The sequence below is a fragment of the Pseudomonas sp. Irchel 3E20 genome (assembly GCF_900187645.1).
Classification (GTDB): Bacteria; Pseudomonadota; Gammaproteobacteria; order Pseudomonadales; family Pseudomonadaceae; genus Aquipseudomonas.
The window spans coordinates 44,950-69,243 of the sequence record NZ_FYEE01000015.1 but is presented as its reverse complement, the minus strand read 5'-3'; the positions used below and the strand labels follow the sequence as shown (position 1 = coordinate 69,243).

Annotated in this window: 28 protein-coding genes; 5 read left to right on the top strand and 23 right to left on the bottom strand. The window is 61.6% G+C overall.

The annotated features are described in order from the left end of the window. Nucleotides 1-72: 72 nt before the first annotated feature. From CKW13_RS21900 to CKW13_RS21880, 5 genes are all read right to left on the bottom strand, one after another. On the bottom strand, nucleotides 73-885 hold the full coding sequence (locus CKW13_RS21900; RefSeq protein WP_095110864.1) for an OmpA family protein: 813 nt from the start codon (nucleotides 883-885) through the stop codon (nucleotides 73-75). Then, the gene (locus tag CKW13_RS21895; protein ID WP_095110863.1) at nucleotides 882-1,238 is read right to left on the bottom strand and encodes a DUF4398 domain-containing protein; all 357 of its coding nucleotides are present in this window, start codon (nucleotides 1,236-1,238) and stop codon (nucleotides 882-884) included. The genes CKW13_RS21900 and CKW13_RS21895 overlap by 4 nt, the downstream gene beginning before the upstream one ends. A 9-nt stretch (nucleotides 1,239-1,247) precedes the next feature. Beyond that, nucleotides 1,248-2,072: an ABC transporter substrate-binding protein gene (locus CKW13_RS21890; protein WP_095110862.1), complete on the bottom strand. Its 825-nt coding sequence runs from the start codon at nucleotides 2,070-2,072 to the stop codon at nucleotides 1,248-1,250. Between the two features lie 76 nt (nucleotides 2,073-2,148). Continuing rightward, entirely contained in the window at nucleotides 2,149-3,078 is a 930-nt protein-coding gene (locus CKW13_RS21885) for an electron transfer flavoprotein subunit alpha/FixB family protein (protein ID WP_095110861.1), read from the bottom strand. Beyond that, nucleotides 3,079-3,828, bottom strand: a complete 750-nt coding sequence (locus CKW13_RS21880) for an electron transfer flavoprotein subunit beta/FixA family protein (RefSeq protein WP_095110860.1) — start codon at nucleotides 3,826-3,828, stop codon at nucleotides 3,079-3,081. Nucleotides 3,829-4,388: 560 nt separating this feature from the next. Here CKW13_RS21880 and CKW13_RS21875 point away from each other — a divergent pair. Next, nucleotides 4,389-6,053, top strand: coding sequence for an electron transfer flavoprotein-ubiquinone oxidoreductase (locus tag CKW13_RS21875; RefSeq protein ID WP_095110859.1), 1,665 nt, complete (start codon nucleotides 4,389-4,391; stop codon nucleotides 6,051-6,053). Between the two features lie 67 nt (nucleotides 6,054-6,120). Here the strand turns inward: CKW13_RS21875 and CKW13_RS21870 are convergent, their stop codons facing one another. Continuing rightward, nucleotides 6,121-7,014 carry an AraC family transcriptional regulator gene (locus CKW13_RS21870; RefSeq protein WP_095110858.1) on the bottom strand — a complete coding sequence of 298 codons (894 nt, stop codon included), beginning with the start codon at nucleotides 7,012-7,014 and terminating at the stop codon, nucleotides 6,121-6,123. Between the two features lie 180 nt (nucleotides 7,015-7,194). On the opposite strand from CKW13_RS21870, the gene CKW13_RS21865 reads away from it, so the two are divergent. Continuing rightward, nucleotides 7,195-8,247: an NAD(P)-dependent alcohol dehydrogenase gene (locus CKW13_RS21865; RefSeq protein WP_095110857.1), complete on the top strand. Its 1,053-nt coding sequence runs from the start codon at nucleotides 7,195-7,197 to the stop codon at nucleotides 8,245-8,247. Between the two features lie 110 nt (nucleotides 8,248-8,357). Here CKW13_RS21865 and CKW13_RS21860 read toward each other — a convergent pair whose 3' ends face one another. Then, nucleotides 8,358-8,837, bottom strand: coding sequence for a GNAT family N-acetyltransferase (locus CKW13_RS21860; RefSeq protein ID WP_095110856.1), 480 nt, complete (start codon nucleotides 8,835-8,837; stop codon nucleotides 8,358-8,360). A gap of 184 nt (nucleotides 8,838-9,021) precedes the next feature. On the opposite strand from CKW13_RS21860, the gene CKW13_RS21855 reads away from it, so the two are divergent. Beyond that, complete coding sequence (locus tag CKW13_RS21855; protein WP_095110855.1) at nucleotides 9,022-9,348, top strand: hypothetical protein; 327 nt, start codon at nucleotides 9,022-9,024, stop codon at nucleotides 9,346-9,348. Nucleotides 9,349-9,364: 16 nt separating this feature from the next. Here CKW13_RS21855 and CKW13_RS21850 read toward each other — a convergent pair whose 3' ends face one another. The 4 genes from CKW13_RS21850 to CKW13_RS21835 all read right to left on the bottom strand — a co-directional run bounded on the left by CKW13_RS21850 (nucleotide 9,365) and on the right by CKW13_RS21835 (nucleotide 12,374). After that, a complete protein-coding gene (locus CKW13_RS21850; RefSeq protein ID WP_095110854.1) occupies nucleotides 9,365-9,925 on the bottom strand; it encodes a DUF1285 domain-containing protein in 561 nt (186 codons plus the stop codon). 20 nt (nucleotides 9,926-9,945) lie between these two features. Then, nucleotides 9,946-10,548 carry a DUF4823 domain-containing protein gene (locus tag CKW13_RS21845; RefSeq protein WP_095110853.1) on the bottom strand — a complete coding sequence of 201 codons (603 nt, stop codon included), beginning with the start codon at nucleotides 10,546-10,548 and terminating at the stop codon, nucleotides 9,946-9,948. A gap of 77 nt (nucleotides 10,549-10,625) precedes the next feature. Continuing rightward, nucleotides 10,626-11,594 (bottom strand): GTP 3',8-cyclase MoaA, encoded by a 969-nt coding sequence (locus tag CKW13_RS21840; RefSeq protein WP_095110852.1) that lies wholly within the window; start codon nucleotides 11,592-11,594, stop codon nucleotides 10,626-10,628. Between the two features lie 141 nt (nucleotides 11,595-11,735). Beyond that, entirely contained in the window at nucleotides 11,736-12,374 is a 639-nt protein-coding gene (locus CKW13_RS21835; protein ID WP_095110851.1) for a TetR/AcrR family transcriptional regulator, read from the bottom strand. Between the two features lie 78 nt (nucleotides 12,375-12,452). On the opposite strand from CKW13_RS21835, the gene CKW13_RS21830 reads away from it, so the two are divergent. Beyond that, a complete protein-coding gene (locus CKW13_RS21830) occupies nucleotides 12,453-13,586 on the top strand; it encodes an aminotransferase class V-fold PLP-dependent enzyme (RefSeq protein WP_095110850.1) in 1,134 nt (377 codons plus the stop codon). 222 nt (nucleotides 13,587-13,808) lie between these two features. Here CKW13_RS21830 and CKW13_RS21825 read toward each other — a convergent pair whose 3' ends face one another. The 12 genes from CKW13_RS21825 to CKW13_RS21770 form a co-directional block, all read right to left on the bottom strand. Further along, entirely contained in the window at nucleotides 13,809-14,597 is a 789-nt protein-coding gene (locus CKW13_RS21825) for a TatD family hydrolase (protein ID WP_095110849.1), read from the bottom strand. Between the two features lie 52 nt (nucleotides 14,598-14,649). Continuing rightward, nucleotides 14,650-15,636: a DNA polymerase III subunit delta' gene (locus CKW13_RS21820; protein ID WP_095110848.1), complete on the bottom strand. Its 987-nt coding sequence runs from the start codon at nucleotides 15,634-15,636 to the stop codon at nucleotides 14,650-14,652. Next, entirely contained in the window at nucleotides 15,629-16,261 is a 633-nt protein-coding gene (tmk, locus tag CKW13_RS21815; protein ID WP_095110847.1) for a dTMP kinase, read from the bottom strand. Before tmk ends, CKW13_RS21820 begins: the two co-directional genes overlap by 8 nt. Before the next feature lie 19 nt (nucleotides 16,262-16,280). Beyond that, on the bottom strand, nucleotides 16,281-17,405 hold the full coding sequence (mltG, locus tag CKW13_RS21810; protein WP_095110846.1) for an endolytic transglycosylase MltG: 1,125 nt from the start codon (nucleotides 17,403-17,405) through the stop codon (nucleotides 16,281-16,283). Between the two features lie 3 nt (nucleotides 17,406-17,408). Further along, nucleotides 17,409-18,224, bottom strand: coding sequence for an aminodeoxychorismate lyase (gene pabC / locus CKW13_RS21805; protein WP_095110845.1), 816 nt, complete (start codon nucleotides 18,222-18,224; stop codon nucleotides 17,409-17,411). Continuing rightward, complete coding sequence (fabF, locus tag CKW13_RS21800) at nucleotides 18,224-19,468, bottom strand: beta-ketoacyl-ACP synthase II (protein ID WP_095110844.1); 1,245 nt, start codon at nucleotides 19,466-19,468, stop codon at nucleotides 18,224-18,226. Before fabF ends, pabC begins: the two co-directional genes overlap by 1 nt. Nucleotides 19,469-19,579: 111 nt before the next feature. Next, nucleotides 19,580-19,816, bottom strand: coding sequence for an acyl carrier protein (gene acpP / locus CKW13_RS21795; protein WP_095110843.1), 237 nt, complete (start codon nucleotides 19,814-19,816; stop codon nucleotides 19,580-19,582). 191 nt (nucleotides 19,817-20,007) lie between these two features. Beyond that, a complete protein-coding gene (gene fabG, locus CKW13_RS21790; protein ID WP_095110842.1) occupies nucleotides 20,008-20,751 on the bottom strand; it encodes a 3-oxoacyl-ACP reductase FabG in 744 nt (247 codons plus the stop codon). A 16-nt stretch (nucleotides 20,752-20,767) separates the two neighbouring features. After that, nucleotides 20,768-21,706, bottom strand: coding sequence for an ACP S-malonyltransferase (gene fabD, locus CKW13_RS21785; protein ID WP_095110841.1), 939 nt, complete (start codon nucleotides 21,704-21,706; stop codon nucleotides 20,768-20,770). A gap of 126 nt (nucleotides 21,707-21,832) precedes the next feature. Then, complete coding sequence (plsX, locus tag CKW13_RS21780; RefSeq protein WP_095110840.1) at nucleotides 21,833-22,843, bottom strand: phosphate acyltransferase PlsX; 1,011 nt, start codon at nucleotides 22,841-22,843, stop codon at nucleotides 21,833-21,835. 3 nt (nucleotides 22,844-22,846) lie between these two features. Next, complete coding sequence (gene rpmF, locus CKW13_RS21775; protein ID WP_003179396.1) at nucleotides 22,847-23,029, bottom strand: 50S ribosomal protein L32; 183 nt, start codon at nucleotides 23,027-23,029, stop codon at nucleotides 22,847-22,849. Between the two features lie 13 nt (nucleotides 23,030-23,042). Further along, entirely contained in the window at nucleotides 23,043-23,570 is a 528-nt protein-coding gene (locus CKW13_RS21770) for a YceD family protein (protein WP_017475815.1), read from the bottom strand. Between the two features lie 105 nt (nucleotides 23,571-23,675). On the opposite strand from CKW13_RS21770, the gene CKW13_RS21765 reads away from it, so the two are divergent. After that, on the top strand, nucleotides 23,676-24,254 hold the full coding sequence (locus CKW13_RS21765) for a nucleoside triphosphate pyrophosphatase (RefSeq protein ID WP_095110839.1): 579 nt from the start codon (nucleotides 23,676-23,678) through the stop codon (nucleotides 24,252-24,254). Nucleotides 24,255-24,294 lie beyond the last annotated feature (40 nt).

Sequence of the window (24,294 nt, the reverse complement as noted above, 5' to 3'; positions counted from 1 at the left end):
AGGTTTACCCTGTGGGCGCGGGTTTGGTCCGCTCCCACAGGCTCGTTCAGTGTTTTTTTTGGAGGGCCGGATTTAGCGGGCGGCGCCGAGTTGGCCTTTTTCGTCGGAAAAGACGATTTCCACCCGGCGATTCTGGGCACGGCCGCGCTCGGAAGCGTTGGCTTCCACCGGGTATTCATCGCCATAGCCTTCGACCTGGATGCGTTTTTCGTCGATACCCAGGTCGATCAGTACGTCCGCGACCGCTTGGGCGCGGTCGCGGGACAGTTTCAGGTTGTCCTGGCGCCCGCCCGTGCTGTCGGTGTAACCCTCGATGCGCACCACGCGCTTTGGGTTCAGTTGCAAGAACTGCACGAGTTTGAGCACGGTACGGTTGGCTGAGCTTTTCAGGTCGGCCTCGCCGGTGTCGAACAACACGTCGCCCAGGGTCATCACCAAGCCGCGGTCAGTCTGGGTGGTGGCCAGGCTGATGATCTGCTCTTCCAGCCACTTGCCCTGCTGCTGCACGCTGAGCAACTTGGCCTCGCGCAAAGCCAGTTGCAGGCGTTGGCGCTCCAGTTCCAGCTTGGCGGCGCGCTCCTGGTTGAGCACCTGCTCGGTGTGCTCCAGGGCGATGTCGCTGTAGCGCTGGCTCAGGTAGGCGTAATGGGCCACGTCTTCGCCACTGCCCCAGTAACTGGAGAGACGATCGGCACGGGCCAGGGATTCACCGGCGCGGATCACATCCTTGGGCGCGATGCGCAGCACATTGGAGTCTTCCTTGACCTTCTGGAACTGGGTCGCTGCCTGTTGCAGCGCCGCATCACTGTGTTGGCCGGCGCAGCCGAAAAGGCTGGCGCAACTGGCCAGGAGCACACCGCCCATCACGCTTTTATTCAGGCTCATTGGGCGTCTCCCAACTGCTTGCGCAAGCGCGTGATACGGGTGTTAAGCACATTCAACTGCTCGCGGCTCTTGAGGGTCAGGACCCGCGCTTCGGCCAGGCGGGCGTCCAACTCGGCCTGTTCAGCCTGCATGCGGGCGTCCTTGAAGGACTGATCGGACATCTCGGCCCGCGCGCGCAGCAATTTATCTTCGGCCAGTTTCAACTCGGCCACGTCCTCGGGCATGGCGCCCACGGCCTTGGCCTGTTCCAGGGCTTGCTCGGTCAAACGCATTTGTTCATTCGGCGCCGGATCGGCTGCACAACCCGCCAGAGCCAGAACGGCCAGGGCAGCGAAAAGAGGTCGAATACTCACTAAAAATCCCTACTGATTTGGGGCGCTGGCGGGTTGCTTCTGCTGGGCCTTCCAGCGCTCGATATTGCGCTGCAGCACAGCCTGCGCCAGGCCGGACGCGGGCAATTCTGTCATCTTTTTGGCCAACTGTCCGCGCAACCATGGATCGTTGCAGGCCGAGTTATGGGAAACCGCCAGGAACAACCCCGGCTGATCCACCGCTTGCCCGTGGGCCAGGAGGTCGTCGGCCATGCCCAGGGTCTGGGCCATGGCCATTCCCGCATAGCGCCCGGCCAGGACGTACTCCACTTCGCCCAGCAGCAGTTTCTGCAAGGCCTGGGTCAGGTTGGGGGTGCGCACCAGGGCCAGGTTTTGCTCGGCGAACAGTTCAAAACCCTGGGTAAGCCGGGCCTTTTGCGACAAGGCCCCGGAGTGGCCCTGTAAGTCTGAAGCCTGGCTGTAGACCAGCGGAGAATCCTTGCGGGTCCAGACCAGATAGTCGTTGCGTACCAGCGGTGGGTGCACGTAGTCCAGGGCGGCCAGTTCATTAACCGTCAACGGTGCGTCCAGCAGCAGGTCCATGCGCCCGCTGCGCACTTCGTCCAGGGCCTGGGCCCGTTTGCCCGCGTACAACACTTCGACCTTAAGCCCCAGCTCACCGGCCACTTGCTGCATCAGGTCGGCACTGGCGCCGATCAAATGTTTGGGGTCTTGCGGGTCCTGCCACAGGTAGGGCGGGGCATCCGGGCTGCCAGTCACCACCAGCCGCTCGCATTTACCGGCCGCGCCCGCCAGTACCGGCAACAGGCCCAACCCCACCAGCAACGACATTCCGCCCAAGCGTCGCAACGCCATGCCTACCTCCCCACCCAGAACACAATAAAAAAAGCCCGACCATAAGGCCGGGCTCTTTATAAGTGAAGCGACTGGTTTAAACCAGCTTCTCCAACTCAGGTACAGCTTCAAACAAGTCAGCTACCAGGCCGTAATCAGCCACCTGGAAGATCGGCGCTTCTTCGTCCTTGTTGATCGCAACGATCACTTTGGAGTCTTTCATACCGGCCAAATGCTGGATCGCGCCGGAGATACCGACAGCGATGTACAGCTGTGGCGCGACGATCTTACCGGTCTGGCCAACCTGCATATCGTTAGGCACGAAGCCTGCGTCCACGGCCGCACGGGAAGCACCCACAGCAGCCCCCAGCTTGTCGGCCAGGGCGTAGAGGTGCTTGAAGTTGTCGCCGTTCTGCATGCCACGGCCGCCGGAAACGACGATCTTGGCAGCGGTCAGCTCAGGGCGGTCGGACTTGGCCAGCTCTTCGCCAACGAAGGACGACTTGCCCGCGTCGTGCGCAGCACCAACGGCTTCAACCGCGGCCGAACCGCCCTCGGCGGCAACCGGGTCGAAACCGGTGGCACGCACGGTGATGACTTTCACCGAGGCCGAGGATTGCACGGTGGCAATGGCGTTACCGGCGTAGATCGGGCGCTTGAAGGTGTCGGCCGATTCTACCGAGATGATCTCGGAGATCTGGTCAACGTCCAACTGAGCGGCAACGCGCGGCAGGATGTTTTTGCCGTTGGAAGTCGCGGCAGCCAGGATGTGGCTGTAGCCAGCGCCCAGTTCGGCAACCAGCGGCGCGACGTTTTCCGGCAACTGGTGGGCATAGGCAGCGTTGTCGGCCAGCAGCACCTTGGACACACCAGCCACTTTCGCAGCGGCTTCAGCCACGGCGCCAGCGTTGGAGCCCGCTACCAGGATGTGAATATCGCCACCGATTTTCGCAGCCGCAGCCACAGTGTTCAGCGTGGCCGGGGCCAGCACTTTGTTGTCGTGTTCAGCAATAACCAAGATAGTCATTTAGATTACCTTCGCTTCGTTTTTCAGTTTCTCGACCAGTTCAGCCACCGACTTGACCTTGATACCCGCGCTGCGTGCAGCCGGCGCTTCGACTTTCAGGGTCTTGTTGGTGGAGGCGGTGGAAACGCCCAAAGCGTCCGGAGTCAGCACTTCCAGAGGCTTCTTCTTGGCTTTCATGATGTTTGGCAGGGACGCGTAGCGCGGCTCGTTCAAACGCAGGTCGGTGGTGACGATCGCTGGCAGGCTCAGGGAGACTGTTTGCGCGCCGCCGTCGATTTCACGGGTGACTGCAACCTTGTCGCCCGCCACTTCGACTTTCGACGCGAAGGTGCCCTGGCCGAAACCGGTCAGCGCCGCCAGCATCTGGCCGGTCTGGTTGTTGTCGCTATCGATGGCCTGTTTACCCAGGATCACCAGTTGCGGCTGCTCCTTATCGACCACAGCCTTGAGCAGCTTGGCCACGGCCAGGGAGTTCAGTTCATCGGCGGATTCGACGAGGATGGCACGATCGGCACCCAGGGCCAGTGCGGTACGCAGTTGCTCTTGGGCAGTGGACGGACCAATGGAGACGACGACGATTTCAGTCGCTACACCTTTCTCTTTCAGGCGTACCGCTTCTTCCACTGCGATTTCGCAGAAAGGGTTCATCGACATCTTGACGTTAGCGAGGTCGACGCCGGAGTTGTCCGCTTTGACGCGAACCTTGACGTTATAGTCGACCACTCGTTTGACAGCTACAAGAACCTTCATGGATTCCTCGTTACTCTCCGGTGAAAAGAAAGTCGCCTAGGCGAACCTGGCGGTTGATGCTTATCGGCGCAAGGGCACCTCTAAAAACGCCGGCATATTGAACGGGGGACTGTGCCCGCAAGGCGGATGACCATTCGTCAGTAGTGACTGACAAGTCATTCCCTTTCGCGGTGTGTAAACTGCGCGCCAAACCACGCGCCTATGTCACCTGATGCTGCCTTCGCCCTGTCTTTAGAGGTGCTCTTGAAACCAACAGCCAGCCTACGGCGAGCGCAAAACCGACCGTATCTTGACCGGAACGCCTATTCCGGTCAATACGGCAAAATGGTCAGTTATAAGCCGCGCTTCTTTGATTTATCTGGCTTCCAGCAAATTCAAACAAACGTTTGTATTGGACGCTGAGAGTGGTGTAGATATAATGCGCCGCTTAGAGAGACAGGTGGGTCATCCATTGCTTGCCCCCCTTGAGTGCGGCGTCATAAAGCGGTAGCCCAAACAACGGATGCAACACCAAACCTCCAATTAGAAAAAAACTGTGAGCCTTGAGTAGGAGAGAGCCTGTGGAACGCGAATACATGGAATTCGACGTAGTCATCGTCGGAGCCGGCCCCGCTGGCCTGTCTGCCGCCTGCCGTCTGAAGCAAAAGGCCGCGCAAGCGGGCCAGGAAATCAGCGTCTGTGTGGTCGAAAAAGGCTCGGAAGTCGGTGCGCACATCCTGTCGGGCGCCGTGTTTGAACCCCGGGCCCTGAACGAACTGTTCCCGGACTGGAAGGAACTGGGCGCACCGCTGAACACGCCAGTGGTACGCGATGACATTTATGTACTGCGCAGTGCCGAGAACGCTACCAAAGTTCCCGACTTCTTTGTGCCCAAGAGCATGCACAACGAAGGCAACTACATCATCTCCCTGGGCAACCTGTGCCGCTGGCTGGCCCAGCAGGCCGAGAACCTGGGCGTGGAGATCTACCCAGGCTTCGCTGCCCAGGAAGCGCTGTTCGACGAAAACGGCGTGGTGCGCGGCATCATTACCGGCGACCTGGGCGTAGACCGCGAAGGCCAGCCCAAGGAAGGCCTGTACACCCCCGGCATGGAACTGCGTGGCAAGTACACGCTGTTCGCCGAAGGCTGCCGTGGCCATATCGGCAAGCAACTCATCAAGCGTTTCGACCTGGGCAGCGACGCCGACGCCCAGCACTACGGCATCGGCCTGAAGGAAATCTGGGAAATCGACCCGGCCAAGCATCAGCCAGGCCTGGTAATGCACACCGCCGGCTGGCCGCTGGACATCATGAGCAACGAGAACACCGGTGGCTCGTTCCTTTATCACCTGGAAAACAACCAAGTGGTGGTCGGCCTGATCGTCGATCTGTCCTACAGCAACACCTTCCTGTCGCCGTTCGATGAGTTCCAGCGCCTCAAGCATCACCCCGTGCTCAAGCAGTACCTCGAAGGCGGCAAGCGCATCAGCTACGGCGCCCGCGCACTGAGTAAGGGCGGCCTGAATTCGCTGCCGAAAATGGTCTTCAAGGGTGGCGCGCTGATCGGTTGCGACCTGGGCACCATGAACGTCGCCAAGATCAAGGGCAGCCACACGGCCATGAAGTCCGGCATGCTCGCCGCCGACGCCGTGGCCGATGCGCTGCTGGCCGGCGGCGAAGGCGCTGACGAGCTGACCAGCTACGTCGATGCGTTCAAGGCCAGCTGGCTCTACGAGGAACTCTTCGCCACCCGCAACTTCGGCCCGGCGATGCACAAGTTCGGCCCGATCCTGGGCGCCGGGTTCAACTGGTTCGACCAGAACATCCTGGGCAGCAAGATCCCGTTCACCCTGCACGACACCAAGCCGGACTACGCCTGCCTAAAGCTGGCCAAGGACAGCAAGCAGATCGACTACCCCAAGCCCGACGGCAAACTGAGTTTCGACAAACTCAGCTCGGTATTCCTCTCCAGCACCAACCATGAAGAAGAGCAGCCGTGCCACTTGAAACTGGCCGACCCGAGCATCCCGATCAACCAGAACCTGCCGTTGTACGACGAACCGGCGCAGCGCTACTGCCCGGCCGGCGTATACGAAGTCATCACCAAAGAAGACGGCGAAAAGCGCTTCCAGATCAACGCCCAGAACTGCGTACACTGCAAGACCTGTGACATCAAGGACCCTGCGCAGAACATCACCTGGGTCACGCCCGAAGGCGCTGGCGGCCCGACTTACCCGAACATGTAAGCCGCACGCTTGAACATCGAGGCTCCCGCATGGGGGCCTTTTTGTTGCCCGCCGCTTTAGCGCCCGCCTACGACGCCACCCGCTCCGCCCCCGGGTTACGCTCGAAATAGCGCTTGTACTCACGGCTGAACTGCGAGGTGCTCTGATACCCCACGCGGTGGGCCGCCTGAGCCACGCCCATGCCTTCGGCCACCAGCAATTGCTGGGCCTTGAGCAAACGCAGGCGTTTGAGGTACTGCACCGGCGACAACAGGGTGCTGCGCTTGAAATGCTCGTGGAAGGTCGATGCGCTCATGTTCGCGTAGCGCGCCAGGGTTTCCACATTCAGCGGCTCGGCATAGTGCTCGTGCAAATGGCTGAGGGACGCGGCGACCCGGGCAAATTGCCCCTGCTGTTCCACCAGCGCCCGCAGCACATCGGCCTGGGGCCCGCGCAGCGCGACGAACAACAGCTCGCGCAAACGGGCGCTGCCCATCACCTGGCATTCCAGCGGATCGTGCAGGCAGCGCAACAGCCGCTCGACGCAACCGCGCATGCTGTCATCGAGCACCGCCGAGCTCATGGACTCCAGGGTTTGCGCCGCCACGGGGCCTCCCTCGTCGCGGCCCATCGCCAACACCAACTCGCCGAGCACGGCGCGGTCGATGCCGATCGCCAAGCCCAATAAAGGCGCATCCGCCGAGGCGAAGGTTTCGCACTCGAACGGCACCGGCAACGCCTGGATCAGGTAATGGCCAGCGCCGTATTCCAGGGTGCGCGGGCCCAGATACGCCAGTTTGCTGCCCTGCACGATAACCATCAGGCTCGGCTCGTAGATCTGTGGCCCGCGCGCCACATCCCGGCTGGCGCGCAGCAATTGCACGCCCGGCACGGCGGTGGGAATGAAGCCATCGCGGGTAGCAAGCGGCGCGAGCAAGGCAACCAACGTGGCATTGGCGTCCAAATGACGGGTCAACAACATGGCACAGGCTTCAGGCAAAAAATGAGGCGCCCATCATCGCAGGTCTGCTGGCCGTTGCCGCGCGCCACGGGGCGAATCCGGAGGAATAGGCAAGAGAGCCGGAGTATTCGCCCTGTCGAGCCGGGCCACCGGCGCGCAAAATAACCCGCCTCAACAGTCAACGCATCTGCGAGGTTCTTCATGTACACAGCCATCGGTTACGCCGCCCAGTCCGCGACCACTCCCCTCGCCCCCATGACCTTCCAACGCCGCAGCCCGCGCCCCGACGACGTGGCCATCGAAATCCTCTACTGCGGCGTGTGCCACTCCGACATCCATCAGGCGCGCAACGAGTGGGGCATCGCCGTATACCCGCTGATGCCGGGCCATGAAATCGTCGGCAAGGTCACCGCCATCGGCGCCCAGGTCACAGCCCACAAGGTCGGCGACCTGGTGGGCGTGGGTTGCATGGTCGATTCCTGCCGCCACTGCGACGCCTGCCACGCCGACCTGGAGCAGTACTGCCTCGAAGGCCCGACCATGACCTACGCCACCCCGGACCGGGTCGATGGCAGCAACACCATGGGCGGTTACTCCGACAGCATCGTGGTCAGCGAGCGCTTTGTGGTGCGCATCCCGGCCAAGCTGGACCTGGCCAGCGCCGCGCCGATCCTTTGCGCCGGCATCACCACCTACTCGCCCCTCAAGCACTACGGTGTCGAGCCCGGTGACAAGGTTGGCATCCTCGGTATGGGTGGCCTGGGCCATATGGGCATCAAGTTCGCCAAAGCCATGGGCGCAGAAGTGACCCTGTTCACCCGTTCCGCCAGCAAGGCTGAAGAAGCGCGGCGCCAGGGTGCGGACCATGTGATCGTATCCACCGACGCCGCGCAGATGGCTGCCGCCGCAGGGCAGTTCGACTTCCTGCTCGACACCATCCCGGTGCAGCACGACCTCAACCCCTACCTGCAAACCCTGCGCTTTGACGGTGTGCATATCCTGGTCGGGCTGATCGAACCGGTGAACCCGCCGATCCACGCCGCACACCTGGTGACCCAGCGCCGCGTACTGGCAGGCTCATTGATCGGCGGCATGGCCGAAACCCAGGAAGTGCTGGATTTCTGCGCCGAGCACAACATCACCTGCGACATCGAAATGCTCGACATCCGCCAGATCAACGAGGCCTACACCCGCATGATCGCCGGCGATGTGAAGTACCGCTTCGTGATCGACATGGCCACGCTCAAGGGCTGAACCGGCCGATAGAAAAGCTGCGTTTGTTCTGACCTCATCGCGGGCAGGCTCGCTCCCAACCCGGGCGGCTTGCTCGCGATGGCCGTGGCCCTGCCAACACAGACGCGGTGTCAGCCCTGGGCAAACTCGCGCAGAGAATCCCCCTCCATGCGATAGCGCACCCATTCTTCCTGGGGCTTGGCGCCGATGGATTCATAGAATTTGATCGCCGGCTCGTTCCAGTCCAGCACGCTCCACTCGAAACGCCCGCAACCGTTGTCGCAGGCAATGCGCGCCAGGTGGCGCAGCAGTTTCTTGCCCGCGCCGCCGCCACGCTGCTCCGGGTTGATGTACAGGTCTTCGAGGTACAGGCAATTGCTGCCCAGCCAGGTCGAGTAGCTGAAAAAGAACACCGCGAAGCCGATCGGCAAACCGTCGCGCAGGCAAATCAGGCCATGGGCCGTGGCGCCTTCGCCGAACAGGCTGCGCTGGATGTCGGCGACGCTGGCAATGACTTCGTGGCGGGCCTTCTCGTAATCCGCAAGCTCAGTGATAAAGGAAAGGATTTGCTGGGCGTCACTGGGCAACGCCGGGCGGATTTCGATGGTCATGGACGATCCTGGCAAAAATTCAAAAGGCGATGCTAATGCAGTTTGCCGACCTGGCGCAGCTCAATTTCAGCGGCGAATGGCAGAACCTTCGCAGCAGGATCAGCACCGCCCGTCGCCCGCCCGGCACCCCACCGGCCAGCGGCTGACCAATTGAAGGTAACCCCCTGACATTGGAGACGACACCATGAATCGCTCACTCCTTACAAACCTGGCCCTGGCCGGCCTGCTGTCCTCGGTTTCCCTGGCCTCGTTCGCCGGTTCCACCGGGCCGACCAACCCGGTCGATTCGCCAACGCCGCCCACCACCCAGGGCTCGACACCGTCGATGGACACCGGCGGCGCCATGGATAACGGCGGCCTGCCTCCATCCACCGGCACCGACCCGCGGGTGCAGGGTAACGACAGCGGCCGCCAGGGCGGCGCGCCCGATCCGGAAAACGGCAAGATGGGCAGCGGCTCGAAAACCACCACCGGCGGCTCCGGCTCCGAAGGCAACGGCGCCGCTCAGTAAGCGCCAGGCCCCTGGCTCAGGGTTCCAGGCCGATGGGGAAGAACACCCCGGCGCTCCACACCCCGAGCCAGTTCTGGCCATCGATGGGGCGGCTCACCGCCAGCTCCACCAATTGGTAGAAGACGTTGCGGTGGATCAGCGCTTCCAGATTGCTGCGTACCAGCACGTAGGGCGCTGGCTCCTGGCTCGCAGGATCGATCACCACCCGCAATGGGTGTTCGGCATCGGCGGCGAAGGACTCTTCGACATTGCTGGTAAAGCGCAACACTTGGCTCTCGCCCTGCCCTTCAACCTCCAGGGTCACGGCAATGAACGGCGCGTCATCGACCTTGATCCCGACTTTTTCCACTGGGGTAATCAGGAAGTAGTCATCGCCGTCGCGGCGCAGGATAGTGGAGAACAACTTGACCATCGGCTTGCGGCCAATGGGCGTGCCCTGGTAGTACCAGGTGCCGTCGCGGGCGATGCGCATATCGATATCGCCGCAGAACTCGGGATTCCACAGGTGCACCGGCGGCAGGCCTTTGGCCTTGGGGATCTGGGCGAACAGGTCGAGGGCTTTTTGCGTGTCGCTCATGGAGGCTCCGGGGGCCGCGCTCAGTCGCTCAGGCCCAGCAGGCTGCGCGCGTACTGGCGCAGGGGTTGGCCGAGCAGGTCTTGCGGCTTGTTGTCATGGAACGTCAGTAAACCGCCACGGCTGCGGATGCGCGCCGTGTCGATCAGGTATTGGGTACTGGTCTCGATCAGCATGATCTGAATCACACCGGTGTCCACCCCTAGGCGATCCACGGCTTCCTGGTCGGCCCATTCATCGTAGTTGCCGATGCGGTCTTCGGCCTTGGCGAAGCGGGTGTAGAGCAGGTAATGGGCGCCGGCGGCGCGAGCCTCGGTCATTGCCTCGTCCAGCCCTTCGGGGGCACGGGCGCGGCGCACCATGGGGAAATACTCGACGAAGCTGTTGAACGCCTCTTCGGCCACCACATTGGGCCGCGGGTAAGCGCTGCCCGGCGGGGCGAACGCGCCCTGGGCGATAAACACGAAGGAATCGGGTTGGATGCGCACGGAGCTGGTGCGGCGGGTATCGCTGTGGTCCAACAGGCCCGCATCGCTCATGTGGTAGCGAGCGCCCTCGCCCAGGTCACTGACATTCATGCAGCCACCAAGCGCCAAAACGGCCAGCAGCAAAACCAGGCTACGCATCCTACCCTCCAGAGGCCGGTGACGGAAAACCGGCGAATGGGCACCAGATGCAGCTTCCGGGCCAGCCTGCCTGGGCCTCAGCCGCCAATGATCTTCATCACCGTCGCGCCGCCGGAGAACGCCACTTCCTGCTTGTCGTCCAGGGCTTTCATCAGCAGCCGCTGCAACGCGGGCAGGGCCTGGTGGCGCGGTTTGTCCAGCAAGTCGCCGATGTAGTGGCGGTTGCTCGACGACAGGCAGCCATGCAGCCAACCGGTGGACGACAGACGCAAGCGCGAACAGGTCCGGCAAAAAGGCACGCTTTCATTGGCAATCACACCGAAGAAGCCATGGCCCGGCACTTCGTAGCGCACCGCAGTGGCGTCCACCGGGGCGTCGGCTTGCAAGTATTCGTAGCGTTCGCCAATCAGGCCCAGCAACTGCTGGAGGCTGACGAACTGCTGCAGGAAGCTGTTGCCATCGCTGGCCAGGTGGCCCATGCGCATCAACTCGATGAAGCGCAACTCGTAGCCACGCTCCAGGCAGTAGTCGAGCAGCGGCATCACCTGGTCCAGGTTCTGCCCGCGCAACGGCACCATGTTGACCTTGACCTTCATCCCGGCGGCCTTGGCCTGGGCCATACCGTCGAGCACGGTGGGTAGGTCGCCGCCCCGGGCGATGGCGCGGAAGGCTTGCGGGTCGAGGGTGTCGAGGGAAACGTTGATGCGGCGGATGCCGGCCTGCACCAGGGAGGGCAACTTGCGCGTCAGCAACTGGCCATTGGTAGTCAGGCTGATGTCCGCCAGGCCCATCTGCCCCACGGCCGCCATGAACGCTTCCAGCTTGGGGCTGACCAGTGGTTCGCCGCCGGTGATGCGCAAACGCTCGATGCCTGCCGCCTCGATCAGGTACGCCACGCCCCGGGCCATGGCCTCGGCCGACAGTTCATCCTGCGCAGCCACCAGCCGCTTGCCGTTGGGCACGCAGTAGGTACAGGCATAGTTGCAGGCTGAAGTCAGGCTGATACGCAAATTGCGAAAACGCCTGCCTTGACGGTCAACGATCATGAAGCACTCCGGCGGAAGAAAAATCGGGACCGGCAAAACCTGACTTATAAATCAGGTTTTAGCAAGTCCCATGCCTGAGTATAAGCTGGGGAGGTTCGCGCCACGTAGCTCAATGATGGCGCAATAAAGCACTTGAATGGCTCAACTGCCCGGGGCGTCGGTGTCGCGCTTGCGCTTGTTGCCCATGCGCACACCGATATCCATCAGGAACTGGAAGAAGCCTTCCTGGTCTTCCAGCACATTGCTCCAGAACGGTGAGTGGTACAGCGCCACGGCGCCGTGGACCAGCGCCCAGGACGCGCAATAGTGGAAGTACGGCGGCACGTCTTCGAGCTTGCCCTCGCTGATGCGGCCCTTAATCAACAGGGTCAGGCGCTCGAAGTTCGAAGCACGGATCTTGTGCAATTCTTCGACCATCTCCGGAACCTGGTTGCCCTTGACCACCTTCTCTTCCAGGCGATCGAACAAGCGATAGCGCTGCGGGTCGCGCATGCGGAACTCAAAGTAAGCCCGGGACAGGGCTTCCTTATCCTTGTCCACATCGGCAGAGTGCAGCAGCTCATTCAGGTCGCGCTCGTAATCGAGCATCAAGCGCAGGTAGATCTCCGCCTTGGACTTGAAGTGCTTGTAGATCGTGCCTTTGCCGATACCCACGGCATCAGCGATCATCTCGACGGTGACACTGTCTTCACCTTGTTCGAGGAACAGCTTGAGCGCGGTATCGAGAATTTCTTGCTCGCGGCGACGAAACTCACGGACCTTACGAGGTTCTTTGTGCATAAGAAAAGGTCTGTAGGGGTCAAAATCGAAGCCGCGTATTATGCCTAACTTGCGCCAAATTGCACGGATCATCCGACCATGACTACGTTTCTTGATGAATTTGTACAGGCTCCCGGCCTGCGTTATTTGAACCACGCGGCCGTTGCGCCCTGGCCCAATCGCGCCGCATTAGCCGTCACCCGCTTCGCCCAGGAGAACGTTTTGCTCGGCGCCAGGGACTATCCGGACTGGATGGTACTGGAACAACGCCTTCGCGAACGCCTTGCCCGCCTGCTCAACGCACCGGCAACGGATGACGTGGCGCTGGTCAAAAATACATCAGAAGCCCTCTCTTTCGTAGCCTTCGGTTTGAGCTGGAAAAACGGCGACCAGATCGTCATCAGCGACGAAGAATTCCCCTCCAACCGCATCGTCTGGGAAGCCCTGGCCGGGCAAGGGGTGGAAGTGGTGCAAGTCAGCCTCAAGGGCGATGACCCGGAAGCCGCGCTGCTGGCGGCCTGCGGGCCGCGCACGCGGCTGATGTCGGTCAGCGCCGTGCAGTTCGCTAGCGGCCTGCTGCTGGACCTGCGACGCCTGGGGGCCGGTTGCAAGCAGCGCAACGTGCTGTTTTGCATTGACGCGATCCAGCAACTGGGCGCCCTACCCTTCGATGTGCAGGCCTATCAGTGCGACTTCGCCATGGCCGACGGCCACAAGTGGATGCTCGGCCCGGAAGGCCTGGGGGTGTTCTATTGCCGCGCCGAGTTGCGTGAACAACTCAAGCTGCACGAGTTCGGCTGGCACATGCTTGAACATATGGGCGACTATAGCCGCACCGCGTGGGAGCCGGCAAAAAGCGCCCGGCGCTTTGAATGCGGCAGCCCCAATATGCTCGGGGCCATGGCGCTGGAGGCCAGCCTGTCGCTGCTTGAAGACGTGGGCATGGAAGAAGTCGCCCGGTTAATCGCCGAACGGGTGCAGTGGTTGCAAGACGGTTTGAGCGCCATTCCCGGGGTGCGCTTGCACAGCCCGCTGAATCCGGCGCGTCGGGGCGGGATTTTCTCGTTCAGTATCGATGGCATCGATAATCAGCAGCTATGGCGGCAGTTGATGGCGCAACAGGTGGTGTGCATCCCCCGTGGTGAGGGTGTGCGTTTTTCCCCGCATTTCTATACAGAAAAGCGCGTAATCGACGAAACTCTGGCGATTGTCGCTACCCTGGCGCGGCAATGAGAACTCAAGCGAAGCGCGCGTATTCCAAATCTGTTTAAGAAATAGCCAGCGCGAACTGGACGCAACGCCATTGTGATCAATACTTGAGCTGTCGACGCGGCATCTCCCCCAAGTGTCGCGGCGATGAAGGTACCAACGGACCGCGTGCCTTTGTTTTACTCCTAATGGTCTTAACCCGGATTCACCCCCCAGAACCCGGGTTTTTTTTGCCCGCGATTTACCTTAGAACGGCTTGACCCGAGCCAGCGGGAACAACCGCTGGAAGTTCTCGCTGGTTTGGCGGGCAAAAGCATCAAAGGGCTGGCCGCGCAGCATCGCCAGATACTGCGCCACTTCCCGCACGTACTGCGGCAAGTTGGGCTTGCCCCGGTACGGAATGGGGGCCAGGTAAGGCGAGTCGGTCTCTACCAGCAGGCGATCGGCCGGCACCTGGCGCGCCACATCGCGCAAGGCCTCGGCATTCTTGAAGGTGACAATCCCCGACAGCGAGATGTAGAAGCCCAGGTCCAGCGCGGCTTTGGCCATGTCCCAGTCTTCTGTGAAGCAGTGCAGCACGCCCGCTTGGGGCAACGCTGCTTCGCGCAGCAGGGCCAGGGTGTCGGCCCGCGCGCCACGGGTGTGGACGATCACCGGTTTGCCGGTTTGCTGGGCGGCCTCCAGGTGCAGGCGGAATGAGGCTTGCTGCAACTCGGCGGCTTCAGGTTCGTAGTGGTAATCCAGGCCCGTCTCGCCAATGGCCACGACACGCGGGTGGTTGAGCTCACGCAGCAGCCAGTCCAGCGCCGGCGCGGCGCCGGGCTGAACGTCGAGCGGGTGAACACCCACCGAACAATCGACATCGTCATAGCGCTCGGCCAGTGCCTTGACGTCGGCCGCGTTATCGACACTGACGCCAATGCACAGGAAATGCCCGACGCCACATTGGCGGGCAGCATCCAGTGCTGCGTCCAGGGAGCCGCCGTGGGCAGCCAGGTCGAGGCGGTCGAGGTGGCAGTGGGAATCTACAAGCATAAAAAGTCGCAACTCGGTTCTGTGGATAAAAAAGCGCCGCGGGCGGCGCCGATCAACGGCGGCCGAGCAACCCCACCCATTGCACCAACAGGGCTTCGAGCAACAACACCCGATTGAGGTTGGCCTTACCCAGGACTTTCTGGCGCTGGGCGAGGATCCAGTCCTGGATCTCCAGGACCTTGCCCTGCGGGCTCTTTTGCGCCAGGTACTGCACCACCTTGCGCATGTCGGCCAGGCCCAGGCCAGCCTCGTCGTGGGTCAGTTGATAACGCAGGATCAGGCTCGACCAGTCGCAGAACCAGTCGAACAGCAGTAACAACGGGATGGCATTCCAGCCCTCGGCCAATTGGGTCGGCGATTGCTGTTGTTTGAGCAGTTTCTTCACCCCTTCAACCACCAACGCCCGCTGCTCGCGCACGCCCTGGGCCTGGAGGTTGACCGCCAACAGCGGCGAGCCGGCGGCCAGGGTCAGGAGTTCACCACGCTCATCCGTTGTGCAGTCGGGCAACGCCTGGGCCAGCCATTGCAGGCTCATGGCTGGGCTCGGCAACGGGCACGCCTGCTGCACGCAGCGGCTCTTGACCGTGGGCAGCAAGCGGCTTGGCTGGTGGCTGACCAGCAGCAGCACCGTGTCGCCGGAGGGTTCTTCGAGGCTTTTGAGCAAAGCGTTGGCTGCGTTGTGGTTCATCGCCTCCACCGGCTCGATCAACACCACTTTGCGCCCGCCCATTTGCGCGGTCTGCACCACGAAACTCACCAGGTCACGGACCTGATCGACCTTGATCGCCTTGTCCGCCTCTTCCGGCTCCAGAATGTAGTTGTCCGGATGGCTACCGGCCTTGAGCAGCAGGCAGGATTTGCACTGGCCGCAAGCCTCCAGCCCCTCGGGTCGTTGGCACAACAGGCTGGCCATCAGGCGTTCGGCCAGGGCGCGCTTGCCGATACCCATGGGGCCATGCAGCAAATAAGCGTGGGCGTGCTGGCTGCGGCCGGCCAATTGCTGCCAGAGGCTGTCCTGCCACGGATAGGCTTCAGCCACGATGACGCTCCAGCAGGGTCGGCACCAGGGCATCCAGCGCACGTTGAACCTGCGCCAGGGGTTGAGCGGCGTCCACCAGCAGGTAGCGCGCCGGGTCCGCCTTGGCTCGGGCGAGGAACGCGCTGCGAACCGCGTCGAAAAACAGCCGATCTTCCAGCTCGAAGCGGTCCAGCCGCCCACGGGCGCTGGCCCGGGCCATGCCGATTTCCACCGGCAGGTCGAACACCAGCGTCAGGTCCGGGCGCAGATCGCCCTGAACGAACGTTTCCAGCGCCGCGATACGCTCCACGGACAAACCGCGGCCGCCGCCTTGATAGGCGTAAGTGGAGTCGGTAAAGCGATCACACAGCACCACCGCGCCCCGTGCCAGCGCCGGGCGGATCACTTGTGCCAAGTGCTGGGCCCGTGCGGCGAACACCAGCAGCAGCTCGGTGTCCGGGTTCATCACTTCATCGATGGGCGCCAGCAGCACCTCGCGGATGCGTTCGGCCAGTGGTGTGCCGCCCGGTTCGCGGGTCAGTAACACTTCAATGCCGGCGGCGCGCAGGCGCTCGGCCAGGTATTCGCGGTTGGTGCTTTTGCCGGCGCCTTCCGGGCCTTCCAGCGTGATAAACAAACCAGTCACGGGCAGTCCTTAATCAATGTCATTGCGGGCTTTGCGGCGGGTTGGCGTCCAGCGCGGGCTCATCATCCTGGGGCGGCACGACGTCTTCAGGAGCAGCCTGCGGCACCTGCAGTGGCGCCGGACTGGAGCGGTAGTCGGCACGACGCTTGAGCTGATACTCGCGCACGGCGGCGTTGTGCGCATCCAGGTCGTCGGAGAACACATGGCTGCCATCGCCACGGGCGACAAAGTACAGGCTGCTGCCAGCAACCGGGTTGAGCGCGGCGTTGATTGCTTCGCGCCCGACCATAGCAATGGGCGTCGGCGGCAACCCGAAGTTGGTGTAAGTGTTGTACGGCGTTGGTTCGCGCAGGTGGGAGCGGGTCAGCTTGCCGTTGTAGCGCTCGCCGAGGCCGTAGATCACCGTCGGGTCGGTTTGCAGCATCATGCCGGTGCGCATGCGGCGCACGAACACCCCGGCAATCTGCCCGCGCTCCTGGGGCACACCGGTTTCCTTCTCCACCAGCGAGGCCATAATCAGCGCCTGATAGGGCTGGGTGTAGGGCAAGTCGGCAGCGCGCCGGCTCCACTCCTTGGCCAGCACCTCCTCAAGACGCTCGTAGGCTTTTTTCAGCAACTCGGCATCGCTCATGCCGCGCACGAAACTATAGGTGTCGGGAAAGAACCGCCCCTCGGGGAACACGCCGCCATGGCCCAGTTTTTCCATCACTTCGCTGTCGCTCAGCCCCGCCAGGGTCTGTTCCAACTTGTCGTTCTTGCTCAGGGCGGAGCGCACCTGGCGGAAGTTCCAACCCTCAACCAGGGTCAGGCTGTATTGCACCACTTCGCCGCGCTGCCACAGGCCAATCAAGCCCTGGGCGGTCATGCCCGGCAGCATGCGGTACTCACCGCTGTGCAAAGGCTGGCCAGCAAGGTTAAAACGCCAGTACAGGCGCAGCCAGAAAGCATCCTCAAGCACGCCATCGGCTTGCAGGCGATTGAAGGTTCCCGTGGGGGTCGAACCGGCCGGGACTTCCAGCAGTTCTTCGGTAGCCAGGTTCAGCGGCTGCTCCAGTGCCGAATACAGCTTCCAGGCAGAAGCGCCCAGCAGCAAGCCTGCCAGAACCAGTCCGGTTTCCAGCAGCAGCAAAAATTTACGTCTCACGAATCAAACATCCAGTAGCGCGCGGGCAATGCTCTGCAGTTTACGGGTGAGCGGGCCAACCGGCCAGCTCAGCGCTGCATAAGCGCGCACAGGCCAGACGCCATACACGCTATTGCACACAAAGACTTCGTCGGCCCGCTGCAAGTGCTCTAGCCCCAAGTCCGCGACCTGCACGGCGATGCCCAGGGACTCGGCTTGGAACAGTAACTCGGCGCGCATCACACCGGCCACGCCGCAACGGCTCAGGTCCGGCGTCAACAGCACAGCATCACGTACCAGGAACAGATTGCTGAACACCCCTTCGATCAGACGACCCGAGGTGTCGAGCATCAGGCCTTCGGCGTGCTCGGCGTCCTGCCATTCGGCGCGGGCGATGACTTGTTCGAGGCGATTGAGGTGCTTGAGGCCGGCGAGCAAGGGTTGCTCGGCCAACCGGGTGGTACAGGGGAATAGGCGCACGCCGTGCTGCGCGTGAGCTGAGGGATAGACGGCGGGCGGGTTGCCTTGCAGGATCCGCCGAGGCTGGGCGCCGAGCTGCGCGGCATAACCGCGCAGGCTATCGCCGCGGGTGAGGATCAGCTTGAGCACGCCCTCCCCCAGCGCCGCCGCGTAGGCCAGCAGTTCACTGCGAATCAGCGCCGCATCGGCGTTGATGCCCAGGCGTGAACAGCCTTCGGCCAACCGCAGCAAGTGCCGCTCCAGCAACACGGGCCGACCGCCCTTGACGGCGACGGTTTCAAACAACCCGTCGCCGTAGGCCAGGCCACGATCCTTGAGTGGCAGAGCGCTTTCGGGCTGACCGTCAACCCAGCTGTGCATCAATCAACGAACCGGCGGAACACCAGGGAGCCATTAGTGCCGCCAAAGCCGAACGAGTTGGACAACACCACATCAATGGGCATGCGCCGCGCTTCGTGGGGCACGAAGTCGAGGTCGCAACCTTCGTCCGGTTCGTCCAGGTTGATGGTGGGCGGCGCGATCTGGTCGTTGATCGCCTTCACACTGAAGATCGCCTCGATCGCGCCCGCGGCACCAAGCAAATGGCCGGTCATGGACTTGGTCGAGCTGACCGCCAGTTTGTAGGCGTGCTCGCCGAACACCGACTTGATCGCCTGCACTTCCGCCAGGTCACCCGCCGAGGTGGAGGTGCCGTGGGCGTTGATATAGTCCACGTCTTGCGGGGCAATCCCGGCATCGCGCAGTGCATTGCTCATGCAGCGCGCGGCGCCCGCGCCATCGGCCGAAGGCGACGTCATGTGGTACGCGTCGCCGCTCATGCCAAAGCCAATCAACTCGGCATAAATGGTCGCGCCACGCGCCTTGGCGTGCTCCAGCTCTTCGAGTACCAGCGCACCGGCGCCATCGGATAGGACAAAGCCATCACGACCCTTGTCCCAAGGGCGGCTCGCGCGGGCTGGCTCGTCATTGCGGGTCGACAAGGCACGCGCCGCGCCAAAACCGCCCATGCCCAAGCCACAGGCCGCCATCTCAGCGCCGCCGGCGATCATCACATCCGCTTCACCGTAGGCGATGTTGCGTGCAGCCATACCGATGCAATGCGTACCTGTGGTGCAAGCCGTGGAAATAGCGTAGTTCGGCCCCTGAGTGCCCAAGTGGATGGACAGGAAACCGGAGATCATATTGATGATCGAGCCAGGCACGAAGAAAGGAGAGATCCGGCGCGGCCCCTGCTCATGCAGGGTGCGGCTGGTTTCTTCGATATTAGTCAGGCCGCCAATACCCGAGCCCATGGCCACGCCAATGCGCTCGCGGTTGGCGTCGGTAACTTCCAGGCCCGCATGGTTGACTGCCTGGAAACCAGCGGCCAGGCCATACTGGATGAACAGGTCGAGCTTGCGCGCTTCCTTGGCCGACAGGTATTGCTCGACATCGAAGTTCTTTACCGAGCCGCCAAAACGGGTGGAATAGGCAGAAAGGTCCGTGTGTTCGATCGGACCAATGCCACTGCGGCTGGCCAGAATGCCTTGCCAACTGCTCGAAACATCCGTGCCCAATGGCGACAACATACCCATACCGGTGACTACGACGCGTCTACGCGACACAGCACTCTCCTTTTTCTAATGACGACACTTTTGTATCAGGCCTAAAGAAAAAACCGCACGCCGTGATGGCAGTGCGGTTTTTCCATGACAGCTAGCAACGACTACAAACGATTAAGCCTGGTGGCTAGTAACGTAGTCGATGGCCGCTTGAACGGTAGTGATTTTTTCAGCTTCTTCGTCAGGGATTTCGGTCTCGAATTCCTCTTCCAGAGCCATCACCAGCTCAACGGTGTCAAGGGAGTCGGCACCCAGGTCTTCTACGAAGGAAGAATCGTTCTTCACTTCGTCTTCTTTAACGCCCAGTTGCTCGGCAACGATTTTCTTGACGCGCTCTTCGATGGTGCTCATACCTTGTTTTCACTCCTAATGGACAAATTCAGGCAGCTGGCCAGTGGGTAAGTGTATAGAAAGACTTTTCAGCTTTTCAACTGAAAGCTTCACTCCTCAAACCCTGCGACCATCTGCCTATAAATAGATTGCAGCTTTATAACGGATTTTAGACAGCTCGTATGACATTTTTTTGAAGCGATCCGTCACATTTAACTCATGTACATGCCGCCATTCACCGGGATTGTAGCCCCAGTCACGTAAGCAGCACCATCCGAAGCCAGAAAAGCGACCACTTGCGCGATCTCTTGAGCTTGCCCCAGACGGCCCAGGGGGATTTGCGCCTGCAAGGCCTCACGTTGCGCTTCTGGCAGCTCGCGGGTCATATCGGTGTCGATGAACCCCGGAGCCACTGCGTTGACCGTGATCGAACGCGACCCCAACTCCCGCGCCAGCGAGCGCGTGAAACCTTCCAGCCCCGACTTGGCGGCCGCGTAGTTTACTTGGCCCGCGTTGCCCATGGCACCCACAACCGAGCCAATACTGATAATTCGCCCCCAGCGTGCCTTGGTCATACCGCGCAGAACACCCTTGGACAGACGAAAGAGACTGTTCAAGTTGGTATCGATGACATCGTTCCACTCGTCATCTTTCATGCGCATCATCAGATTATCGCGGGTGATACCGGCATTATTGACCAAGATCTCCGGCGCACCGAACTGCACCTGAATGCTCGCCAACACGGCGGCAACGGACTCATTGCTGGTCACATTCAACTCCAGACCAGTACCTTGGACGCCGTTTTCCTTCAGGGTCTGAGCAATGCGCTCGGCGCCCGAAGCAGTGGTTGCCGTGCCGATCACTACAGCGCCCAGACGCCCCAGCTCAAGCGCAATGGCCTGGCCAATACCACGGCTAGCGCCGGTCACCAATGCAACTTTACCTTGCAGACTCATGCAGGCTTCTCCTGATTCAAGCCAACGCTGCGCGAGCGGCAGCGAAAGCGTCGGGTGTATTGAGGTTTGCAGTCGAAACGCCTTCAGCGCAACGCTTGTTCAAGCCGGCGAGCACTTTGCCTGGACCGCATTCGACCAATTGGGTGGCGCCCTTAGCGGCCAGTGCCTGCACCGATTCCACCCAACGCACAGGCTTGTACAACTGTTCCAGAAGATCGCGCTTGAGGGTGTCCAGGTCTGCGGCAACCGCGGCGCTGACGTTTTGCACCACGGGGATCTGCGGCACCTGCCAATCAATGGCAGCGACGGACTCGGCAAACCGCTCGGCCGCCGGGCGCATCAGTTCGCAATGGGACGGGACGCTGACCGGCAACGGCATCGCGCGCTTGGCACCACGCGCCTTGCAGCCTTCGATGGCGCGCTCGACCGCAGCCTTGGCACCTGCGATGACGACCTGGCCCGGGGAATTGAAGTTGACCGCGCTAACCACTTCGCCCTGCGCCGCTTCGGCACAGGCTGTCAGCACATCGGCGTCTTCCAGGCCCAGAATCGCAGCCATGCCACCCTGCCCGGCCGGTACGGCCTCTTGCATCAACTGGCCGCGACGCTCCACCAACTTGGCAGCTTCGCCAAGGCTCAGGCTACCGGCCGCAACCAATGCACTGTATTCACCCAGGCTGTGGCCGGCGACGTAAGCCGGGCGCGCGCCACCTTCAGCCAACCACAAGCGCCACAAAGCGATGGACGCGGCGAGGATCGCTGGCTGGGTTTTGTCGGTCTGATTGAGCAGTTCTTCCGGCCCCTGCTGGGTCAACGCCCATAGGTCATAGCCCAGAGCATCGGAAGCCTCCTTGAAGGTTTCCAGAACCAGCGGATATTGCGCGCCAAGCTCGGCCAGCATGCCGAGGGATTGCGAACCCTGTCCGGGAAAGACGAATGCGAGGGAGGTAGACATGAAACAAGCCCCTAATGATCTTGTCGTCGAAGAATTGGCGCCACTTACTGTAGGCGCGAGAAACTGACAATTGGATGGCAATTTGAACCCAGCGGTCACATCGCCCCGCTGGCCTACGAAAAGCCGCTAAGGCAACAGCGCCTCCAAGCGACCGTGCAAGCGCTCGGGCAGGTTCTCCTGAATCTCGATCAAGGCCCGCTGAATCGCACTTTGGAAACCCTGCACACCGGCCGAACCATGGCTTTTCACCACGATACCCTGCAACCCCAAGAAACTGGCGCCATTGTGCCGTGCCGGGGCCAAGTCTTGCTGCAAGCGCCGCATCAATGGCATTGCCAAGGCTCCAACCATGCGCGACAGCAAACCTTGCCTGAACAGCGCCTCGATGCGAGCCGCGATCATGGTGGCCAGGCCTTCGCTGGACTTGAGCAGGATGTTGCCGACAAAACCGTCGCACACCACCACATCGGCCTCGCCACGGTACAAACCGTCGCCTTCGACAAAGCCGATGTAGTTCAGGCCCGGGGCAGCCTGCAACAAGGTCGCGGCCAGCTTGACCTGTTGGTTGCCCTTGATGTCCTCAGTGCCGATGTTCAGCAACGCCACCCGCGGACGCACTACACCTAAAGCTTCGGCTGCCACCGACCCCATGATGGCGAATTGCAGCAGATGCTCGGCACTGCAATCCACATTCGCCCCAAGGTCCAGCAACTGGCAATAACCCGCCTGGGTCGGGATAGCCGCAACCATTGCCGGGCGATCAATGCCCGGCAGGGTCTTGAGCACGTGCCGCGCCAACGCCATCAACGCCCCGGTATTGCCAGCACTGACACAGGCCTGCACCTTGCCATCGCGCAGCAATTGCAACGCCACCCGCATGGAAGAGTCGGGCTTGCCACGCAATGCCTGCGACGGCTTCTCGTCCATGGCAATCACCTGCGTTGCCGGGATGATTTCCAGGCGCGCGCGATCCACAGCCGAATGGCCAGCAATCATTTCTTCAAGGAGGGAGGGTTGACCGACGAGGGCCAGATGCAACGATGGCGTAGCAGACAGACAAGCAAGGCTGGCCTGGACAATGCTGCGGGGACCGAAGTCCCCGCCCATTGCGTCAATCGCGATGACTTGAGCGGACAAGGATTACTCGTCAGCGCCCTTGTCGATCACTTTACGGCCACGGTATACGCCTTCTGGCGATACGTGGTGACGCAGGTGAACTTCACCCGTGGTTTTTTCTACAGACAGGGTGCTAGCCTCGAGAGCGTCGTGGGAACGACGCATGTCGCGGGCGGAGCGGGATTTTTTGTTCTGCTGAACAGCCATAATTGATTAACTCCTAAACGTTTGGGTCACGCTTTAACTGCGCCAATACACTGAACGGGTTGGACCGCGTTACCTCGTCCTCGCTCGGTTCGGGCTCATCGAGACCCGCCGGCTGCTGGCATTCTTCCGGATGATGAGCAGGCACAATGGGCAAGGCGAGCAAAAGCTCCTCCTCGATCAGTGACTGCAGATCCAAAGGATCTTCGCCCAGTTCCAGCACGTCATAACCTTTCGGCAACGACTGGGTATTCGCACCCTCTTTCACCACGGCATAACTGCACTCGCTGTGGATCGGCAGGGTGACCAGCTCAAGACAACGCTGGCAAACCATTTTGACTTCGGTGTCGATAAAGCTGTGGATAACCACAGATTTACGTTCATCTCGCTCAAATACGAATTTGGCCTGCACCGTACCGACAGTGTCGGAAAGCGGGTCGCAGAGTCTCTCCAAATCGGCCAGCAGCACCTCACCTTGAAGGGTGGTGCCACGATCAGCCAATTTGCGCGGGTCAACGTGAGGTGGAATCGGGTCATTCAACATAGGCGCAGCATTATAGGGATGCCCCCAGCCATGTCAAAGGAAATTCAGCCCTGTGCGTCACTTGCCAGCCTGGCTAGAATTGCCAACCACTTTCTGGAGAACCGCATGCTGCCTTTATTACTTGCCTCAAGCTCGGTCTACCGCCGCCAATTGCTCGAGCGGTTACACCTTGAGTTCAGTTGCAGTTCGCCGGATATCGACGAAAGCCACCGCCCCGGCGAAGCCGCGACAGACTTGGTCAAGCGCCTCGCCCAGGAAAAAGCCCAAGCCCTCGCCACCCGCCACGATGCCCACCTGATAATCGGCTCCGACCAGGTCGCCGTACTCGATGGCCGCATCATCGGCAAGCCCCACACCTTCGAGAACGCCCGCGCACAACTGCTGGCCGCCAGCGGTAGCCGTGTGACCTTCCTCACCGGCCTGGCCCTGCTCAACAGCCAGACAGGCCACTGCCAGGTCGATTGCATCCCCTTTACCGTGCACATGCGCCACCTCGATGCGCCACGCATCGAGCGTTACTTGCGCACCGAACAACCCTACGACTGCGCCGGCAGCTTCAAAGCTGAAGGCCTAGGGGTCAGCCTGTTCCAGAGCACCGAAGGGCCGGATGCCACCAGCCTGGTCGGCCTACCGCTGATTCGCTTGGTAGACATGCTACTGACCGAAGGCGTGCAGATCCCCTGAAGCAAAAATGGGAGCGAGCCTGCTCGCGATGGCGGCACTT

Bases quoted from the DNA above. Each gene is read 5' to 3' on its own strand.
- CKW13_RS21900 (WP_095110864.1), bottom strand. From the start codon at position 885: ATGAGCCTGAATAAAAGCGTGATGGGCGGTGTGCTCCTGGCCAGTTGC.
- CKW13_RS21890 (WP_095110862.1), bottom strand. From the start codon at position 2,072: ATGGCGTTGCGACGCTTGGGCGGAATGTCGTTGCTGGTGGGGTTGGGC.
- CKW13_RS21885 (WP_095110861.1), bottom strand. From the start codon at position 3,078: ATGACTATCTTGGTTATTGCTGAACACGACAACAAAGTGCTGGCCCCG.
- CKW13_RS21880 (WP_095110860.1), bottom strand. From the start codon at position 3,828: ATGAAGGTTCTTGTAGCTGTCAAACGAGTGGTCGACTATAACGTCAAG.
- CKW13_RS21870 (WP_095110858.1), bottom strand. From the start codon at position 7,014: ATGTTGTTGACCCGTCATTTGGACGCCAATGCCACGTTGGTTGCCTTG.
- CKW13_RS21865 (WP_095110857.1), top strand. From the start codon at position 7,195: ATGTACACAGCCATCGGTTACGCCGCCCAGTCCGCGACCACTCCCCTC.
- CKW13_RS21860 (WP_095110856.1), bottom strand. From the start codon at position 8,837: ATGACCATCGAAATCCGCCCGGCGTTGCCCAGTGACGCCCAGCAAATC.
- CKW13_RS21855 (WP_095110855.1), top strand. From the start codon at position 9,022: ATGAATCGCTCACTCCTTACAAACCTGGCCCTGGCCGGCCTGCTGTCC.
- CKW13_RS21850 (WP_095110854.1), bottom strand. From the start codon at position 9,925: ATGAGCGACACGCAAAAAGCCCTCGACCTGTTCGCCCAGATCCCCAAG.
- CKW13_RS21845 (WP_095110853.1), bottom strand. From the start codon at position 10,548: ATGCGTAGCCTGGTTTTGCTGCTGGCCGTTTTGGCGCTTGGTGGCTGC.
- CKW13_RS21840 (WP_095110852.1), bottom strand. From the start codon at position 11,594: ATGATCGTTGACCGTCAAGGCAGGCGTTTTCGCAATTTGCGTATCAGC.
- CKW13_RS21835 (WP_095110851.1), bottom strand. From the start codon at position 12,374: ATGCACAAAGAACCTCGTAAGGTCCGTGAGTTTCGTCGCCGCGAGCAA.
- CKW13_RS21830 (WP_095110850.1), top strand. From the start codon at position 12,453: ATGACTACGTTTCTTGATGAATTTGTACAGGCTCCCGGCCTGCGTTAT.
- CKW13_RS21825 (WP_095110849.1), bottom strand. From the start codon at position 14,597: ATGCTTGTAGATTCCCACTGCCACCTCGACCGCCTCGACCTGGCTGCC.
- pabC (WP_095110845.1), bottom strand. From the start codon at position 18,224: ATGCACAGCTGGGTTGACGGTCAGCCCGAAAGCGCTCTGCCACTCAAG.
- acpP (WP_095110843.1), bottom strand. From the start codon at position 19,816: ATGAGCACCATCGAAGAGCGCGTCAAGAAAATCGTTGCCGAGCAACTG.
- fabG (WP_095110842.1), bottom strand. From the start codon at position 20,751: ATGAGTCTGCAAGGTAAAGTTGCATTGGTGACCGGCGCTAGCCGTGGT.
- fabD (WP_095110841.1), bottom strand. From the start codon at position 21,706: ATGTCTACCTCCCTCGCATTCGTCTTTCCCGGACAGGGTTCGCAATCC.
- rpmF (WP_003179396.1), bottom strand. From the start codon at position 23,029: ATGGCTGTTCAGCAGAACAAAAAATCCCGCTCCGCCCGCGACATGCGT.
- CKW13_RS21770 (WP_017475815.1), bottom strand. From the start codon at position 23,570: ATGTTGAATGACCCGATTCCACCTCACGTTGACCCGCGCAAATTGGCT.
- CKW13_RS21765 (WP_095110839.1), top strand. From the start codon at position 23,676: ATGCTGCCTTTATTACTTGCCTCAAGCTCGGTCTACCGCCGCCAATTG.